This window comes from Methanobacterium sp. (genome assembly GCF_038562635.1).
Classification (GTDB): domain Archaea; phylum Methanobacteriota; class Methanobacteria; order Methanobacteriales; family Methanobacteriaceae; genus Methanobacterium_D.
The window spans coordinates 1224172-1241654 of sequence record NZ_JBCFBO010000001.1 but is presented as its reverse complement, the minus strand read 5'-3'; the positions used below and the strand labels follow the sequence as shown (position 1 = coordinate 1241654).

Annotated in this window: 20 protein-coding genes; 15 read left to right on the top strand and 5 right to left on the bottom strand. The window is 34.6% G+C overall.

Going from position 1 to position 17483, the window contains the following annotated elements:
• The first annotated feature begins 216 nt into the window (after window positions 1-216).
• From AAGU07_RS06190 to AAGU07_RS06160, 7 genes are all read left to right on the top strand, one after another.
• Window positions 217-1140, top strand: coding sequence for a hypothetical protein (locus AAGU07_RS06190; RefSeq protein ID WP_342458262.1), 924 nt, complete (start codon window positions 217-219; stop codon window positions 1138-1140).
• A 247-nt stretch (window positions 1141-1387) separates the two neighbouring features.
• Window positions 1388-2440 (top strand): CARDB domain-containing protein, encoded by a 1053-nt coding sequence (locus tag AAGU07_RS06185; protein ID WP_342458261.1) that lies wholly within the window; start codon window positions 1388-1390, stop codon window positions 2438-2440.
• A gap of 127 nt (window positions 2441-2567) precedes the next feature.
• Window positions 2568-3725, top strand: coding sequence for an amidohydrolase family protein (locus AAGU07_RS06180; RefSeq protein ID WP_342458260.1), 1158 nt, complete (start codon window positions 2568-2570; stop codon window positions 3723-3725).
• 55 nt (window positions 3726-3780) lie between these two features.
• A complete protein-coding gene (locus AAGU07_RS06175; protein ID WP_342458259.1) occupies window positions 3781-4227 on the top strand; it encodes a universal stress protein in 447 nt (148 codons plus the stop codon).
• Window positions 4228-4341: 114 nt separating this feature from the next.
• Window positions 4342-4791, top strand: a complete 450-nt coding sequence (locus AAGU07_RS06170) for a universal stress protein (protein WP_342458258.1) — start codon at window positions 4342-4344, stop codon at window positions 4789-4791.
• A 45-nt stretch (window positions 4792-4836) separates the two neighbouring features.
• Window positions 4837-5673, top strand: coding sequence for a CBS domain-containing protein (locus AAGU07_RS06165; RefSeq protein ID WP_342458257.1), 837 nt, complete (start codon window positions 4837-4839; stop codon window positions 5671-5673).
• Window position 5674: 1 nt separating this feature from the next.
• A complete protein-coding gene (locus AAGU07_RS06160; protein WP_342458256.1) occupies window positions 5675-6100 on the top strand; it encodes a hypothetical protein in 426 nt (141 codons plus the stop codon).
• Between the two features lie 66 nt (window positions 6101-6166).
• Here AAGU07_RS06160 and larE read toward each other — a convergent pair whose 3' ends face one another.
• Both larE and AAGU07_RS06150 read right to left on the bottom strand, forming a co-directional pair.
• Window positions 6167-7222, bottom strand: a complete 1056-nt coding sequence (gene larE, locus AAGU07_RS06155; RefSeq protein ID WP_342458255.1) for an ATP-dependent sacrificial sulfur transferase LarE — start codon at window positions 7220-7222, stop codon at window positions 6167-6169.
• A 180-nt stretch (window positions 7223-7402) separates the two neighbouring features.
• Window positions 7403-8053, bottom strand: coding sequence for a TfuA-related McrA-glycine thioamidation protein (locus AAGU07_RS06150; RefSeq protein ID WP_342458254.1), 651 nt, complete (start codon window positions 8051-8053; stop codon window positions 7403-7405).
• Window positions 8054-8352: 299 nt separating this feature from the next.
• Here AAGU07_RS06150 and AAGU07_RS06145 point away from each other — a divergent pair, with 299 nt between their 5' ends.
• The 8 genes from AAGU07_RS06145 (at window position 8353) to AAGU07_RS06110 (ending at window position 15116) form a co-directional block, all read left to right on the top strand.
• A complete protein-coding gene (locus AAGU07_RS06145) occupies window positions 8353-8976 on the top strand; it encodes a YhbD family protein (RefSeq protein WP_342458253.1) in 624 nt (207 codons plus the stop codon).
• Between the two features lie 11 nt (window positions 8977-8987).
• The gene (locus AAGU07_RS06140) at window positions 8988-9659 is read left to right on the top strand and encodes a polymer-forming cytoskeletal protein (RefSeq protein WP_342458252.1); all 672 of its coding nucleotides are present in this window, start codon (window positions 8988-8990) and stop codon (window positions 9657-9659) included.
• Window positions 9660-9705: 46 nt separating this feature from the next.
• Complete coding sequence (locus tag AAGU07_RS06135) at window positions 9706-10635, top strand: ABC transporter ATP-binding protein (RefSeq protein WP_342458251.1); 930 nt, start codon at window positions 9706-9708, stop codon at window positions 10633-10635.
• Window position 10636: 1 nt separating this feature from the next.
• The gene (locus tag AAGU07_RS06130; RefSeq protein ID WP_342458250.1) at window positions 10637-11395 is read left to right on the top strand and encodes an ABC transporter permease; all 759 of its coding nucleotides are present in this window, start codon (window positions 10637-10639) and stop codon (window positions 11393-11395) included.
• Window positions 11396-11436: 41 nt separating this feature from the next.
• Window positions 11437-12117, top strand: a complete 681-nt coding sequence (locus AAGU07_RS06125) for a polymer-forming cytoskeletal protein (RefSeq protein ID WP_342458249.1) — start codon at window positions 11437-11439, stop codon at window positions 12115-12117.
• Window positions 12118-12146: 29 nt separating this feature from the next.
• On the top strand, window positions 12147-13076 hold the full coding sequence (locus AAGU07_RS06120; RefSeq protein ID WP_342458248.1) for an ABC transporter ATP-binding protein: 930 nt from the start codon (window positions 12147-12149) through the stop codon (window positions 13074-13076).
• Window positions 13077-14171 (top strand): ABC transporter permease, encoded by a 1095-nt coding sequence (locus AAGU07_RS06115; RefSeq protein ID WP_342458247.1) that lies wholly within the window; start codon window positions 13077-13079, stop codon window positions 14169-14171.
• Window positions 14172-14330: 159 nt separating this feature from the next.
• Window positions 14331-15116 (top strand): polymer-forming cytoskeletal protein, encoded by a 786-nt coding sequence (locus AAGU07_RS06110; protein ID WP_342458246.1) that lies wholly within the window; start codon window positions 14331-14333, stop codon window positions 15114-15116.
• A 26-nt stretch (window positions 15117-15142) separates the two neighbouring features.
• Here AAGU07_RS06110 and AAGU07_RS06105 read toward each other — a convergent pair whose 3' ends face one another.
• From AAGU07_RS06105 to AAGU07_RS06095, 3 genes are all read right to left on the bottom strand, one after another.
• Window positions 15143-15631 (bottom strand): TIGR00295 family protein, encoded by a 489-nt coding sequence (locus AAGU07_RS06105; protein ID WP_342458245.1) that lies wholly within the window; start codon window positions 15629-15631, stop codon window positions 15143-15145.
• Between the two features lie 31 nt (window positions 15632-15662).
• Window positions 15663-16139: a transcription factor E gene (gene tfe, locus AAGU07_RS06100; protein ID WP_342459348.1), complete on the bottom strand. Its 477-nt coding sequence runs from the start codon at window positions 16137-16139 to the stop codon at window positions 15663-15665.
• 326 nt (window positions 16140-16465) lie between these two features.
• Window positions 16466-17308: a coenzyme F420-0:L-glutamate ligase gene (locus AAGU07_RS06095; protein ID WP_342458244.1), complete on the bottom strand. Its 843-nt coding sequence runs from the start codon at window positions 17306-17308 to the stop codon at window positions 16466-16468.
• Window positions 17309-17483: the final 175 nt, after the last annotated feature.

Below are 17483 nucleotides of genomic sequence, written 5' to 3'. Positions count from 1 at the left end.
TGATAGCAAATTATCTTAAAACATGTAGTTCACCTACTATGAAAAATAATATAATATTTGCACAACTTTTGAGACATGAGCCTTATTAAATAAATATTTTATAGTATTACAATGAAATAAATTATATGCAACTTCATTTTACCAGTCATGTACTACCTCTGGAAAAATGTGGCGAATGGTATAAAAAATTAAATTTTTTATATTGGAGACATAAAATTGCATGGAATTTCAAAAAATTTATTGAAAGTGGCTTTAGCTACAGTGATATGTATTTTTGTTTTTTTACCTGCAGCTGAGGCGCATATTCTTGTTGTATCTGATGTAAATAATTATGATGAAGCTTCACAAATTGTCAAAACTTTAAAAAGTAAAGGATACTCTGTTTTATGGCTTTATGGAAAGAATGCAACCACTAAAAATATTATAAAAGGAATGTACAAAGCTGACGCTGTGATCTACGAAGGACATGGCGGCTATGAATCTGGAAATTATGATCAAAATGGTGGAACTGCAAGCCCTCCATTTGCACTTATTGGATCGGACGGTTTCGTATGGGGTGTGGGAAATCAAATGAGCACTGGATTAGGACATAAAACATTTAAAGCGCCATTTAAAAAGAACATTCCTGTAATATTGCTGCATGCATGTTTTTCCGATGGATGGGTGGAAAATAATGAGGTTGCAAACCCTACTGCAACTGTTTACAACTTTGCAAGGATGTTTACAGGTGCAGGGGCAAATTATTATGCCACTGGCTGGAGTGGGGCAGAAATAATCTATGATTTTTTAGGTGGGGCAACAAGCTTTGCTGATGCCAACAATAAGAACTTTGAAAAGATAACAAAAAGTACAAGTTACAACGGTACCCTTGTGTGGCGGAATGACCATGGAATAGCTGCTTTTGTTGGTAACTGGAATGGTAAATTCCCAACTGCTGCTCAAACTACTCCTTACAACGATGCTGCGGCTGAAAAATGGTATGATAGTAATGTAGCAGGAAATGTATTTGATGGCATTCCAAATTTAGATCTTGTAACTTCAAATGTTTATAAATCATGGAATTATTTGTGTATAACTCTTCAAAATGATTTAAATCATTTTTTTAAACTTGTTAAAGGTGCAATAGGTAATTATTATTAAATATGGCAGTATGTGCTCTTTAAATTGGGTAAAATTTTATTTTACCTACTTTTTTTATAATCACTTTAAAAATATTTTAAATAAATCTTAAATAATTATTTTATGGTATTATTATATTAAAATATATTTTATTTAACACTAGTTTTATTAACATGTGCCTTAAATCACTTAAATATACAATAAAAATGATATTGATGTGATTTTTTAACAGTATATTGTCGGTCTTATTTCTTTGTGGGGTATAAAGTTGTATAAATCTAAAAAGAAATTAGTGAAATTAACTTTAGCGGCATTTCTGGTGGGTGTTTTTACTTTTTTACCTGCTGCTGAAGCTCATATTCTCATTATATCTGATTCTAATAATTACAATGAAGCTTCAACAATTGGTAAGGCTCTAAAAAGTAAGGGATACAAGGTTTTAGAGCTTTATAAAGAAAATGCAACCACTAAAAACATTATAAAAGGAATGTACAATGCGGATGCTGTGATCTATGCAGGGCATGGTGGTTACCAGTCAGGAAACTACAATGGAAACGGCGGAACAGCAAAAGCCCCCTTCGCACTTGTTGGATCTAATGGATTTATTTGGGGTATAAACGGCCAAATGCGCGAAGGATGGAACGGAAAACTATTTACAGCACCATTTAAGAAAAATATCCCTGTAATCCTGTTACACACATGCTTTTCAACAGGCTGGGTCAATGGAAAAGAAGTTGCAAATCCCGCCCAAACAGTTTACAACTTTGCGAGGATGTTCAATGGCGCAGGGGCAAATTATTATGCCAGTGGATGGAATGGGGCAGAAATAGTTTATGATTTCTTAAGGGGAGCGACAAATTTCGCGGATGCTAACACTAAAAATTATGAAAAGATAGCCAAGTATACAACTTACAATGGGGTTCAGGTATGGCGGAATGATAAAGGGATGTGTGCTTTTGTAGGTAACTGGGGCGGTAAATTCCCAACTGCTGTTCAAACTACGGCTTACGATAATTCTGCCGCTGAAAAGTGGTATAATACTGCAGTAAACCCAAAACCTGATCTTATAATAACAAAAGCTTACAAATCTGGAAATTATTTGTATGTAACTGTCAAAAACCAGGGAACTGCTTCCTCAGGGGTTTGTTACACAAGGGCGTGGTACGGCAGTTATTACAAAAATATTTACACATATGGGCTTAAATCTGGAGCATACAAAACTTACAAGGTTTATTTTAAATATAAGCATGGTACAGTTAAATCAGATTATAATAAGAAGGTTTCTGAGATAAATGAGAATAATAATGGGAAATCTTTCTAACTTTTCTTCTTAAATCCATATTTTTTCTACTTTTTAATTTTACATTCAAATTTTTATACTTAAACTAAAAGATAATAAATTAATTTAAAATTTCACTTTATAGATACAAGACAAAATACTGATTCACATGATAACAATTGAAAATGGCAAAGTACTGTATGGAGAAGGCATGGATGCCATTAATGCAAATGTGGTAATTGAAGACGATAAAATAATTGAAATTACTAAAGATAAAGTCAGGGGCGGCAAAAAGATCGATGCAAGGGGATGTATTGTGGCCCCTGCATTTATTAATTCTCATGTGCACATCGGTGATTCTATAGCCTGCGATGTTGGGGATGGAAAAACCATAGCTGAAATTGTTAAACCACCAAACGGCCTTAAACACAGGATACTTGAAGGATCAAAACCTGAAGAAATCATAAATTCCATGAAGCGATCTATGAATGATATGCTTGCAAGCGGCACTTCAACTTTCGTTGATTTTAGAGAAGGAGGACTTGAAGGGATACTTTTACTAGAAGAAGCTTCTGAAGATATTCCAATTAGAAAAATAGTTCTTGGAAGGGATAATGCATTCTTTGATCCTGACGTGGGAAATGGAGAAATTAAAAGCATCACTAAAAATCTCCTTAAATCGTGTGATGGTATAGGTTTAAGTGGATTTGGTGAAATAAGGGATGAAGTGGTGGCTTTAATTGCTAAAATATGTGAAAAACATGGAAAAATCTCTGCAATACATACTGCAGAATATGAAAAACTGCAGGAAGATTCTATTAAAGCAACTGGAAAGAGTGAAGTTCAAAGGGCTGTTGAAGCAGATTTAAATGCTTTAATTCATGTTACAGCTCCTGTTGGGAACGATTTAAAATTGATAGGTGACAGCGGTAGTTCTGTGGTCTCATGCCCTCGATCAAATGGAACACTTTCTGTTGGAATTCCACCACTAAGTGACATGCTTAAACATAAAATAAATGTACTTCTTGGAACAGATAATATAATGTTTAATTCCCCTAATATGTTGAGGGAAATGGAATATGCCTTGAAAGTAACTCGTGGCTATTACCGAGAATATTTTTCTCCCGCAGAAATATTTAAGATGGCGACAGTAAACGCTGCAAATGCATTTGATTTAAATACAGGATGTATAAAAGAAGAAAGTACTGCAGATATTATCATTGTAAAACAATTTTCAGTTAATTCAATATTATCTCTTATTAACAGAACAGAACCGAAAGATATAGTTGGTTTAATCACAGAAGGCAATATTGTATATATTAATTAATTTATGGCATTTTACAGCACATAACTATTATTAGAAAAATGTGAGAGGTGGATTAATGTATGAAAAAATTTTATTGCCTACAGATGGTTCTGAAAATGCAAAAAGGGCTGCAGAACAAGCTTTTCAAATAGGAAGTAGAAGTGGTGCAGAGATACTGGTTTTATATGTAGTTGAAACCCCTAGATTTAGTGGAATCAGATCAGTTAATAAAACTGAACTAAAAAAAGAATTAGAACAGGACGTACAAAGGGTGTTTGACGAATATTCAGATATGCTGACTGGAATTATGGATGGCGGAAAATGCCAGAAGGATGTTAAATTAGATTTGAAGTTTAAGGAAGGGTCTCCTGCAGATAAAATACTCAAAACTATAGATGAGGAAAATATAGATCTTGTGGTAATGGGCACTGCTGGAAGACATGGTGTTAATAGATTTTTGCTTGGAAGTGTAGCTGAAAACACTATGAGATCGGCACAATGTCCTGTTTTAGTAATACGTTAATATTAAATCATCTTTTAATTAAGTAAAAATTAATAATCTAGTTTATATAATATTTGAATCAGTACAATTAAAATATATATTATTAAGTCATATATTATCTTAAGAGGTGAATTCATGTATAAAAAAATTTTACTGCCTACAGATGGTTCTGAGTATGCAAACAAGGCTGCAAAACATGCAATATGGCTTGCAAGATTAAACGGTGCAGAACTTATAGCTCTAAACGTAATTGAGACATCATCGCTTGTTGGATTACCTGCAGAGGATCTTATAGTGCGGATCAAAGAGATGCTAAAGGAAGAAGGGCGTAAATCACTGGAGAATATTTCTGACATATTAAAGGAAAGTAAAATTGAAGACGAATGTCAAAAAGAAGTTAAATTAACCCTTAGTACTAAAGAAGGCTCTCCTTCAGATATTATAATAAATACTGTGAAAGAAGAAGGTGTTGACCTTGTTGTAATGGGTACTTCAGGAAAACATGGATTAGACCGATTTTTACTTGGAAGTGTGACTGAAAATGTGGTACGGTCATCACAGTGCCCGGTTTTAGTCGTGCATTAAATTTGAATATCTGTTTTGTAGTTATTTTTATTAGTTGGTGTAACAATGCTTGTAAAAGAGGTAATGTCAGAGGATATACACTATATACAGGTTCCAGGGAACCGTTTGAACGCTCTGGAATTAATGCGAGAAAAGAATGTGTCAGGGCTGCCTGTTGTAAAATCTGGAACAAAGACACTTGTTGGATTAGTTACAAGATCAGATCTTGTAAATAACCCGGATGAAGAACAAATAGCTCTTATAATGACTAGAAATCTGGTAACAACTACTCCAGATGATGATATTAAAGATGCTGCAGTCAAAATGATAGAGAACAATATAAGAAGAGTTCCAGTTGTTCATGATGGAGAATTAGTTGGTTTAGTTACTGCATTTGACTTGATACAAAAGGCATTATCTAAACTAGACATTGGAGAACCAGTTCAAGATTATATGCTTGAAAATATTCCTACAACATGGGAAAGAACTCCTTTGAATGTAGCTTTTGAAATGATGAGATATTCTGGATTTAAAGTGCTTATCGCGTTAAATAAAGATGGAAAATTATCTGGAATACTCACAGAAACTGATTTTATAAATGAAAGTGAAGTTGTCTCTGAAAGAACAGTTCATAACACATCTGTAGGTACTGAAGGAGATAAATGGTCATGGGACAGTACAAATGTTCTTTATGTCATAACAAACCATCTTAAATTTTCTGATAAAGAGGTTAAAGATGTTGCGGCAGTTGATTTAATAACAGCCACCACAAGAACCACTGTGACAGAATGTGCCAATAAAATGAGGCATCATAATATTGAGCAGATACCAGTTATAGATGTTGATGGAGAATTAACAGGACTTGTAAGAGCTACAGATCTAATAAAAGCAATTAAGGATTAAGATGTCAGAATCACTACTTACTCTCAAAATAACATCGCAGAACGGAAATATTAAAGTTGTTTCCAAACTTGATGGTGAAGTGTCTATTAAAAGTATACTACTTAAATTAATCCTTGGATACTGCTGGTGGGCAAATGTTCCAGTAGTTGAAACGGTATTTAATTTAATTGAAGATGCAATTAAAAGTACCATCAAAAACGTTTATGACTATGACGATCTTGTGATCGACTATGATTACGAAGCAAATGACCTTTTAGAAGATGCATCAACTATTGAAATATTTATAAATAGTGTGGTGGTTGATGGTGTGGAAATTGAGGTTACTGGAAGGTATATCTCCTTTGAAAGTGAAGATACAAGGGGATTCTGGAAAAAACTTACCAGTTCTAGAAGAAAGGCCAGCGGAAGCGTGCATAAAGACTTTTAATTATATTTTAAATGGGTAAAAATTTGAATGTATAAAAAATAGGGGAGTAATTATTCAAAACCATATTTACTCCAATTTTCTTCTAATACGTGGCAGAACATCAATTAAAATCTTTTCTGCATCTTCTTTATCTGCAACACGTCTGGCAACGATTTTACCTGTTTTAAATACCGTTACATTTCTACCTTCTATTTCAAGCATTGCTATTCCCATTTGCTCTGAACATTTAGTAGATCCTAGTTTCTTAAGCTCTGAACATGTATTTTTAATATCTAATTCATAGGGCAGTTCTGTTTCAAACATTATTTTATTTTCTTCATCTTTACACGGTTTATAAACAACTAATTCTTTCTCTGGCTCCCCGTAACCGCTAATATCCAGCGCAACACGTTTAAATCCAACTGCTTTTAATTCTGAGTTTATATGATTTAAAATTCCCATGTTCAATAGTTTTTCGACATTTCCAACTTCGATCCGGGCAATATTGTTGTCGTCTCTTACCCTTACAGGACCGTCTCTTGCCATATTTTTGATAAATGATTCGGCGTAGCTTATCCTGTTTATTTTTTTGGGGGTTATCTCACTGTATCTGGAAATCCTGGTTGCAAAACATGTTGTGGATGTTGAATAATGTATATTCAGCTTTTTAAGAGTTTTCCTTACATCTTCGTCTGTAAAACCGGCGTATACGAGGGGGCTGACTATATTTTTTTCATAGTTAACCATTATTCCGGGGCGGTCTTCAAGCAAATCACTGATATTTGTCCCGTCGATGATTGTATCAATCCCTTTATCCTTAGCTATGTCCTGTAACTGGCTGTACATTTCATTTTTGCAAATAAAACATCTGCTGGGTAGATTAGATTTAAAAGTTTCATTTTCAAGAAGATTGTATCTCACCACTTCGTGGGGAATCCCAATTTCCTTTGCAATTTCAGTTGCGTTGCTGATACAGTCTGGAGGCAGAACTCCATTATCTATTGTTACAGCCGCTGCTTCTTTGCAGACATCTTTTGCTATTTTCGCGATCAGCGTGCTGTCTGCACCTCCTGAAAATGCAATTATAACTTCTTTATTATTAAGACATTCTTTTATTTTTTCTATTTTCTGTTCAAGGTCCATAAACTCATCCTTAAAATTCAATACGCAGTAAATTCAGTTTAATAATTAAATAGTGTGTTAGAATTAATTTTATTAGTCTATCATGTTTTTAATGTATTGTAACATCAACTGTATTTATGATTGCTGTTTTTCACTTGTAATGTATTTTATAACATCAATGGTATCTTATGAAATTGTTATTCATTCGGTCATGTTTTTAATGTATTTTATAACATCAACTGCATCTTGTTGTTTAATATCAATTCCTTTTTCATCTAAAAATCTTTCAAGTTCTTTAATTCTACCTTTATCAATATCAACACTCTTAAAAACCAGATCATAGGTTCTTTTTGGATAGAAAATAGATTTTGCAGTTTTAAGTAATCTGTTAAATTCTTCTTCAGATATTATTCCTTCCTCAAGCATCTTTTTGAAGTTGTATTCCATGCTGACAAGTGAATCTGAGAGCTGTTCTAAATTTAATGGATTAATAACAATAGCTACATCATCATCAGATTCAATAAAGCCGTTTTTATACTGGTTGTAAACATAACCTATCCCAACCATTCCAAAGCCATCAAGCTCTGATGCCCTGAGTGCACCCATACTCGCACCGCCCACAACGTTAACGCCTTTTTTAAGGGCATCTAATATCTCGCGGTGGGAAACTGCAGGTTGCTGGTGAAAAACACCATCTATAATCCCAATTATGTCCGGATTATCCTGTAGGGCGGCTGTTACATCTCCTCTCTGTATTGGGGGACGATAATCTGCATCTAATATTTTGGAAGCTTCATCAGCACTCAGTGATGGTCCGAGAAAGATTATGATATTCTTTTTGTTTAAATTCAATATTTTTACCTCATTTGGTGAAATTAACAGAGTAAACTTGTGAAATCAGTTGAACTTGTATTAGTATAGATATGTGCGGTAATTATTATATTTTTATGTCTGGAATTTTGGTAAGTGGGGTGTGTTAAAAATTTATTTTTATTTTTAGTTTGAAGGTAATCTTTATATAGTTAGTGTAACAATGTTATGTTACGTGAAGTTAGTGTAATGATGTTGCTGGTACTTTGATTATAATTTAAACTAATCAAGTTTTTAGATGCTTCATTAATAAAAATAGCCACAATGGGGGTGAGTTACTCATGGAAAATGAATTAATATCCAAAAAAGAACTTTTGGAATTGACCGGGATTTCCTACGGCCAGCTTTACCGCTGGAAACGGAAAAACCTTATACCTGAAGAATGGTTCATTAAGAAGTCTACATTTACAGGTCAGGAAACATTTTTTCCAAGGGATAGGATATTGGACAGGGTTGAAAAGATAAAAAACATGAAAGGAGACGTATCTTTAGATGATCTGGCGGAAATGCTTTCCCCAAACTTGATGGAAACGGTGTTTGAAAGTGAGAAGTTAGTGGAACGGAACATTGTTTCAAAAACTACCCTTGATTTTTACACACAAAAGAGGGGCGAAGTAGAGAAATTTGCCTTTGGAAAGATGCTTTATCTGTATACTTTAGACAAAATGTTTGAATCTGGAAAAATCAATTTTGACGAGGGAGAAATAATATTAAACCTTTTAGAGGAAGAATATCCTAAATTTAAGGGAAAAGGTGGAGAATTGCTTTTCCTGCGTAAACTTGGAATTTCAAGCTGCTGTCTGGTCTCGAATGTTTGTGATATTTATTTTGAAAGCAGTATGAAAATCATTGAAAGGATGAATCTTTCAGATTTAATCGAGGAATTAAAAATTAAAATAGCTTAATGGTGATTATTATGGAAAAAGGAATATCTGACCTGAAAATCAACGGTCATGGAAGTTCTGGTGGGGGAAAATATAACTCTGTAATTATAAATGGAGAAGGAATAATAAACGGTGATCTGGACTGTATCAAATTGAAAATTAATGGGCGATGTGATATAAATGGCAATGTAAAAGCTGAGTCTGTTGATGTGTACGGCACTAATTCAATTAAAGGAAATCTTGAAGCAGAAAAAGCCAAAATTTATGGTAATGCTAACATTGAGGGGAATGTATCTATAGATAATGCTGAAACTTATGGAAGTATCAGTGTTGATGGAGATTGTAATGCTGAAGTTTTCAAAATAGAAGGCACGTTTGCAATCGAAGGACTTTTAAATGCAGGTGAATTGGAACTCAGATTATATGGAGCATCTAAAGCACAAGAAATTGGTGGCGAAAACATTACAGTTAAAAGAAAAGGAAAAAGTGGCTTTTTAGGCTTAAAAGGTATGATGCAAGGTAAAGAACTTACTGTGAGGACCATTGAAGGAGATGATATTTACCTTGAGAATACTCAAGCTAGGGTTGTAAGGGGAAATAACATAGAGATAGGGCCAGGTTGTGAAATTGAACTTGTAGAATACAAAGATGATTTCAAACAGGATAAAAAGTCTGAAGTAAGGACTCATAAAAATATATACTGATTAAATGTTTAATTTTGAGCTTATGAATGCTTTTTTAGGTGAAAATATGGTAAAAAATGTAATTGAAGTTAAATTGCTTGTAAAGAAATATGGTGATTTCACTGCTGTAGATGATATATCTTTTAATATCAAAAAAGGTGAAGTATTTGCATTTTTAGGTCCTAATGGGGCAGGAAAAACAACTACAGTCGAAATGATGGAGTGTCTTAAAAGTTTAACCGCAGGATCCATAAAAATTCTGGGATATGACATAAAAAAAGATGAAATAGAAATTAAACAGAGGATTGGTGTTCTCCCTCAGGATTTCGGCGTATCTGTATTGCTAACAGTTTACCAAAACATTGATTATTTCGCTCAGATGTATCCAAAACACGTAAATGTGGACAGTCTCATCAAAATGTTGGGTTTGGAGGACAAACGAGATACGTTATTTATGTATCTTTCTGGTGGTCTTAAACAGCGAGTAGGAATCGCAATATCTTTGGTAAATGATCCAGATATAGTTTTTCTGGATGAACCAACCACTGGTCTTGACCCAAAGGCAAGAAGAGATGTATGGAATGCAATAGAAGATTTAAAAGTTCATGGTAAGACAATAGTTCTTACAACTCATTATATGGAGGAGGCCCAAAATCTTGCTGATAGAGTATGTATATTACACAATGGTCAAATTATTGCTGAAGGAACGTCTGAAGAATTAATAAGTCGTTATGGTGGCGATAAGATGCTAATTATCCGAAAATGTAGCGAAAAAGCGAAAAATGAACTTATCAAAACTGTCCCCGAATACACTATTGATGGTGATAATATATTGGTGAAATTGTCTGGCGAAGATGATATGAAAATAATATCTAAGGCAGCTTCTATCATTGATACAGATAAATCAACATGTGAAGAATTATACATTAAAAAAGCAACGCTTGAAGAGGTATTTTTAAATTTAACTGGTGATAACTTAATTGAAGGGGGAAAATAAAGTGTCAAGAATTAGCACTGACCTTAAATACAGTTTCATAGAAACTTTTAATGACAAAACAAATATTGCTATTTTCTTCATATTCCCAACTATTCTGTTTCTGTTGTTAGGAAATGTGTTGGGGGGTCTGGGAAGTCAATTACAGAATAATGCATCTTCTGGTATGAACTATTTTGATTTCCTGCTTCCGGGGATACTGGCTATTTTTATTACGATGACTGGTGCACAAATGGCTGCAGGAACTATTGTCAACTACCGCAATTCTGGAGTATTTCGAAAACTTGCAACAACACCAATTTCAAACATGGAATGGATTGCTGCAAGGATCGTTATGTGGACTATCTTAACACTTCTTTCACTGGCCGTAGCCATTTTTGCAGCCTGGCTGATAATTGGCATACATCCAAACATCAATCTGATAAGCCTGCTATTAATGGTCGCTGGGACTGCATTGTTTGTAGGATTTGGAATACTTGTTGCAAACTTCATTAAAAATGAAGGAGCTGCATTTACTGTTACAATGGGCACAGCGTTTCTGTTAACGCTTGTTTCAGGGACTTTCATACCTGTAGAAACTATGCCATGGTTCCTGCAGTTCCTGACGAAAATATCGCCTTTAACCTACTTAAGCGAAGGTCTTAGAAGTTCGATGATTACAGGAAATACTGGAAACGCAGTCACTGACCTGTTAATTGTTGCAGGACTTGGAATATTACTTTTTGGTGTAGGAGTCGCGTTATTCAACTGGAAAGAGGATTAAAAAGTTTGTCCGAAAATTAAAATAGTTTAATGGTGATTATTATGGAAAATGGAATATCTGACCTGAAAATCAACGGTCATGGAAGTTCAGCCGGGGGTAAATACAACTCTGTAACTATAAATGGAAATGGAAGTATAAACGGCGATCTGGAATGTGTTTACTTGAGAGTTAATGGACAGGGTAATGTTAAAGGCAATACAAAAGCAGAATCCTTTAAAATTAATGGTAATAGCTCAATAAAAGGGGATTTGAGCGCTGAGAAAGTTAAAGTTAAGGGTATGACACATATTGAATGGAATTTGTCTGTAGAAGAGGCTGAAACCTATGGAAATATCAATATTGGAGGGGACTGCAACGCTGAAATGTTCCGTGTAGACGGCATGTTTGCAGTCGAAGGCCTCTTAAATGCAGGTGAATTAAGACTTAATTTACATGGACCCTCCAGAGCACGCGAAATTGGCGGTGAGAAAATTACGGTTAAAAGAATGAGCCGGTTTGGATTAAGAGGTCTAAAAAATTTTATCTGGCCGCATGGGCACGATAAAGGCCTTAATGCAGATGTTATCGAGGGAGATGATGTTTACCTCGAGAATACATGTGCTAAAGTTGTAAGGGGAAATAATGTAGAATTAGGGCCTGAATGTGAAATTGAACTTGTGGAATACAATGAAAGTTTCAAACAGGATGAAAAAGCAGAAGTGGGCGATTACAGGCAGATATGATTATAAATTGTTTAGTTTAAGGTGGAAATATGACAAATAACGTAATTGAAGTGAAATCTCTGGTAAAAAAATATGGGGATTTCACTGCAGTAGATAACATATCATTTAATATTAAAAAAGGTGAAATATTTGCTTTCCTTGGACCTAATGGTGCAGGGAAGACTACAACAGTTGAAATAATGGAATGTCTTAAAAGTTCAACTGCTGGTTCTGTAAATATTCTTGGATTTGACATTAAAAAAGACGAAATGAAAGTTAAACAAAAAATTGGCGTGCTTCCACAGGATTTTAATGCATTTGAATGGTTGACAGTATATGAAAATATCGATTATTTCGCTCAAATGTATCCAAAACATCTTGAAGTCGATGATTTAGTCAAAATGTTGGGTTTAGAGCATAAAAGAGACACTTTATTTAAGGATCTTTCCGGAGGCTTAAAACAGCGCGTGGGAATTGCTATATCTCTGGTTAACGATCCTGAAATAGTTTTTCTTGATGAACCAAGTACTGGTCTTGACCCAAAAGCAAGAAGAGATGTATGGGATGCAGTTAAGGAATTAAAAAAACAGGGTAAGACTGTATTTCTTACAACTCATTATATGGATGAGGCCCACTATCTTGCAGGTAAGGTGTGCGTCTTACATAACGGCCATATTATTGCTGAAGGAACCCCTGAAGACTTAATAAACCGTTACGGTGGGGGTAATATGCTTATTATCCGAGAATGTGACGAACATACAAGAGGTGAACTTATTAAAGCTATCCCTGATTGTAAAGTTGAAGGTAATGACATTTTGGTAGAATTAGAAGAAGGAAATGGAATGAAGAGCATGTCCGAGGCAATATCTATTATTAATGCAAATGGTTTAACATGTGAAGAGCTTTACGTTAAAAAAGCAACTCTTGAAGATGTATTTTTAAATTTAACTGGGGACAAACTTGTTGAGGGGGGAAAATAAATGTCACGAATTAGCACTGATATTAAATACAGTTTTAAAGAGACCTTCCGGGACAGAATGAATATTTTCTGGATGTTTGTATTTCCCATAGTTTTATTCCTATTATTTGGATACATATTTGGTGGTCAATCTGGCTCTATCACATTATATTATCAGGATAACGATGGTTCACAGATGTCGAATTCTTTTATTCAGGCGCTGAACTCTACAGGTGCACTGGAACTCAAAGATGGTTCGGGTATGAATCTGGAGCAGATGCTTAAAGATGGGAAAGTCTCCGCATATCTTGAAATACCTAAAGGATTTGGGCAAGACATTTTAACGACAGGATCTGGTGGTTTTCCTAGTGCTGATTTGCCAATATACTACGATAAGTCAAAATCTACATCCATGGCAGCTGTTTCTGTGGTTCAACAGGTTGCAAATGGTTTTAACATGAAAATGGCAGGTGCCAAAAATATTATTAATGTAAAACCAACTGAAGCTGCTTCATCTGGAATGAACTACTTTGACTTCCTGCTTCCAGGAATACTTGCTATTACCATAATGTCTGCCGCTACAAATATGGCAGTGGGAACCATTGCAAGATTACGCAGTACTGGCGTGTTTAGAAAACTTTCAACCACGCCCCTTTCAAGTAAGGAATGGATCGCTGCAAGAATTACCACATGGACTGTGTTGGTGATTCTTTCCCTGGCAGTAGCTGTATTCATAGCATGGCTTGTATTTAACATACATCCAAATATCAACCTGATAAGTTTACTGCTGATAGTACTTGGGACTGCACTGTTTGCAGGGTTTGGAATAGTGGTTGCAAACTTCGTTAAAAATGAAGAATCGGCCATGAACGCTGTAGGAGTTATAACATTTCCATTGATGTTCGTTTCAGGTACGTTAATACCTGTTGAGAACATGCCGTGGTTCCTGCAGTATTTGGCAAAAATATCTCCTTTAACTTACCTGAGTGAAGGTTTGAGGAGCTCTATGATTACTGGAAATATGGGAGATGCATTTATTAACCTGGCAATTGTCGCAGTACTTGGAATCATACTGTTTGGGTTGGGGGTAGCTACATTTAGCTGGAAAGAGGATTAGTTCTCTTTCTTTAATGCTAGAAAATTATGGAATTTTAGAAAAATGCGTTGCATTTTTTGCCCAAAAAATCGCAGATTTTTTAGGGATTTGCATGCTTAGATTTGCAAACACCCCCAAAAATCGGTGATTTTTGCGGGTTTTATTTGAGGAGAGGTTATTATGGAAAACAAAGTTGAAGATTTAAAAATTTATGGATCTGGAAGTTCATCTGGAGGAGAATACAATAAAATCCGCATAATGGGAGAAGGAAGAATAAATGGGGATATTGAATGTAAAGATCTTAAAATTAATGGAGAAGGTACAGTAGAGGGTAATTTAAAAGCAGTAAATACGGTCAGTATAATGGGGGAAGGAATGTTAGATGGAAATGTTGACTGCACTGATTTTAAAGTTAATGGAGAAGGTGGAGTCGATGGAAACCTAAAAGCTGAAGGTAACGTAACCATAAGGGGCGAAGCAGATGTTAAAGGTGATCTAAAAGCTCAAAAAGTTAAAGTTCAGGGGGAACTTGAAGTTAACGGTGAATTAGTTGCAGACGAAGTTAAAGTTACTGGAAATATCAATACTTCAGGGGATTGTAATGCCGAAATTTTTACTGTAGAAGGAAGTCTTACAATTGATGGCCTTTTAAATGCAGATATAGTAAAAATAAACTTATACTGGCCTTGTAAAGTACATGAAATTGGAGGATCAGAAATCACAGTTAAAAAAAGCGGAAAATTAAGCTTTTTAGGCCTTAAGCTTATTGTCACGCCTGGCAGACAAAATGAACTTACTGCAGATATCATTGAAGGAGACCGTATTTACCTTGAAAATACAACTGCAAAAGTGGTGAGAGGGACTGATGTAACCATCGGGTCTGGCTGTAAAATTGAACTGGTGGAATATACAAATAGTTTTAAACAGGATGAAAAATCTGAGATCATTGATAATAAGAAAACATAATTACATATAGTAAAAAAAGCTGAAAATTAATAAGTATTAGAACCTACAATCTCATTATGGAGCTTAATAATCCTCTTGATTGAGGGATGATCTTCTCCAAGCCTTTCATTCCACTTTTTAATTACAAAATCTAAATTTACTTCTTTGTCCCAGTGGGTTAAATTATCTGCATGGGCGACAATTTTTTCTTCGAGTGTAAGTGGAATATAATCTTGTGGCGGTAAACCGAGCTGTATTGCTTCTTCTTTTGGAATACCTGCACCTATATGCCTCAGTGCAATATTTGCAATGGAATCTGGGAATCCCATGTTTTTTAGTATTTCTGCGCCTGCTATTGCATGATCTATGCCATTTGTTTTAGATCTACCAATATCATGGAGTAGAGCGCCTGTTTCTACCAGTTCGATATCAACATCAAAATTAGAAGATAATTTCAAGGCTTTCATGCAAACAGCCTTGGAGTGATTAATTAAATGAATAGGGCAATTTAAATCCTTTAAAATTTTAATAGTCAAATATTTGCCCCTGAAAATAGATTTTTGAGTGTTAGCTCATTTGTTCTTTTAATCCAGTTATTACGGAAGCGTTATCCTGGTACTCTAGTGTTTCATCACATTCCGGGCATATGAAGTTGTACTCTGCAGCTTCTTCAAATTTAAATCTGCATCCATTGGTACATACAAAGAACATATTGTCTTCTTCATATGCTAATGATTCTTCGATTTCTTCCGCTTTTTCTTCGTAATTCTTAGAAATAGTTTCAATAACACTGTCTTTTTCAAATGTCCAGCTGTAGGTGTACCATTGAGTTTCAGGGTCCTTACTTCGCTTGTAGCTTGCAAGTCCTGCATCGTAGAGTTTGTAAAGAATTCTTCTCACTATATTGAGTCTTACTTCGATTTCTTCTGAAATTTCTTCATCGGTTATTTTACCTTCTAAAAGACATTTGATAATGGTGAGACTATGTTCATTATCTTCAGTGACTTCCTGGATCAATTCTTGAACCATAGTTTCGTTTAGAATCTGGGTTCCTTCTTTAGATAGGGAAGATTTAATTAATTCTTGAGTTACTGGGCCATTAACATTAAGCATGTTTATCCTCCTAGGAAATTATTTTAAAAAAGTGCGGTAGATGTAAATTGCAAAGTCGTTAAAGTTAAATTAAAAAAATATTTAACGAGCATTTCTGAAAAACACTGGTTCTTAAGACATTTAAATTTTAATTTTTATCAAAATGATGTTGAGTAACACATTTTGACTCTTGTTATTATTATTGTTATACTACTATTTAATTATTTGGATGTAACAATATTGATCATGGCGAACAATGATGTCAACAGATATTATCATTATTTAATCTCCCTGATGATGACTGCAGGGGTATGTTCTATAGAACTCAACATTTCAATTGTTACGCTGTCAACTTCTTTGTCAAATGTATTTCCCATGTCGTAAACAGTTTTCATACTGTATTCAGTTTGGTTTTGGTAATCATCGGCAACTTTGGCAATTTCCAGGATTTTTTCCATATTCTGAGGTTTGGAGATAGCTAAGGGGGTAGGGCCTATGATTCTGCCGAATCTTCCCAGCAGATATCCCATTATTCCAAAATCAGCTTTAATTCCTTCTGCAGCTATGGGAAGTGATGTAAATTTCATACCTAAAAATTCATAAGTTGCATCTGTATCAATTACTATAGCTACAACTTCTTTTGCAACATTTTTAGATATTTTTTGTGCAATGTCTTCCACCACATGCTGCGGCTCGTGTGGTAACAGCGAGACATAAGTCCCCGGTGCATTACTCAGGTCAATTCCGGCTTCAGAAGCCGGCTTCAAAGCATGTTTTAATCCATAATATTTCAGTACAACTTCCTTATGTGATCGCGCTTCAGGAGGTAGGTTTCTTAAATTTTTAATTGTTCTCTGTTTAATTCTTAAAAGAGGGCCGAGGATATAACCCCACAGGTATTTTGACCAGATATCTGCAAGAAAAGTTGCAAGGTATGAAGGTTTAACCAATGCTTCATCAACCATCCTGCCCTGGGCTATGGCTATGGGGGTCTCTGAAATTACGAGATAATCTCCATTCTCTAATAAATTCTCAGCATTATCAATGATGATGTCATATGGTTCATTTGGTTTGATATAACCTGTTTTAACTGGAATAATTTTATATTTTTGATTTTTCATAACTGCACATCTAATTGAGTTGTATAACTAAATTTGAGAGTATCTATGGGATATTTAGAAAATAACATTTACAATTAAATCAAATATATCATTAAATATAGTCAATAACGTAACTTTTTTAAACTTAATAATTTTTAGATATATTTGAAAATCGTAACCTGCGAATCCCTAAAAA

Coding starts and splice junctions, on each gene's coding strand:
- AAGU07_RS06180 (WP_342458260.1), top strand. CDS start 2,568: ATGATAACAATTGAAAATGGCAAAGTACTGTATGGAGAAGGCATGGAT.
- AAGU07_RS06175 (WP_342458259.1), top strand. CDS start 3,781: ATGTATGAAAAAATTTTATTGCCTACAGATGGTTCTGAAAATGCAAAA.
- AAGU07_RS06170 (WP_342458258.1), top strand. CDS start 4,342: ATGTATAAAAAAATTTTACTGCCTACAGATGGTTCTGAGTATGCAAAC.
- AAGU07_RS06165 (WP_342458257.1), top strand. CDS start 4,837: ATGCTTGTAAAAGAGGTAATGTCAGAGGATATACACTATATACAGGTT.
- AAGU07_RS06160 (WP_342458256.1), top strand. CDS start 5,675: ATGTCAGAATCACTACTTACTCTCAAAATAACATCGCAGAACGGAAAT.
- larE (WP_342458255.1), bottom strand. CDS start 7,222: ATGGACCTTGAACAGAAAATAGAAAAAATAAAAGAATGTCTTAATAAT.
- AAGU07_RS06145 (WP_342458253.1), top strand. CDS start 8,353: ATGGAAAATGAATTAATATCCAAAAAAGAACTTTTGGAATTGACCGGG.
- AAGU07_RS06140 (WP_342458252.1), top strand. CDS start 8,988: ATGGAAAAAGGAATATCTGACCTGAAAATCAACGGTCATGGAAGTTCT.
- AAGU07_RS06135 (WP_342458251.1), top strand. CDS start 9,706: ATGGTAAAAAATGTAATTGAAGTTAAATTGCTTGTAAAGAAATATGGT.
- AAGU07_RS06125 (WP_342458249.1), top strand. CDS start 11,437: ATGGAAAATGGAATATCTGACCTGAAAATCAACGGTCATGGAAGTTCA.
- AAGU07_RS06120 (WP_342458248.1), top strand. CDS start 12,147: ATGACAAATAACGTAATTGAAGTGAAATCTCTGGTAAAAAAATATGGG.
- AAGU07_RS06115 (WP_342458247.1), top strand. CDS start 13,077: ATGTCACGAATTAGCACTGATATTAAATACAGTTTTAAAGAGACCTTC.
- AAGU07_RS06110 (WP_342458246.1), top strand. CDS start 14,331: ATGGAAAACAAAGTTGAAGATTTAAAAATTTATGGATCTGGAAGTTCA.
- AAGU07_RS06095 (WP_342458244.1), bottom strand. CDS start 17,308: ATGAAAAATCAAAAATATAAAATTATTCCAGTTAAAACAGGTTATATC.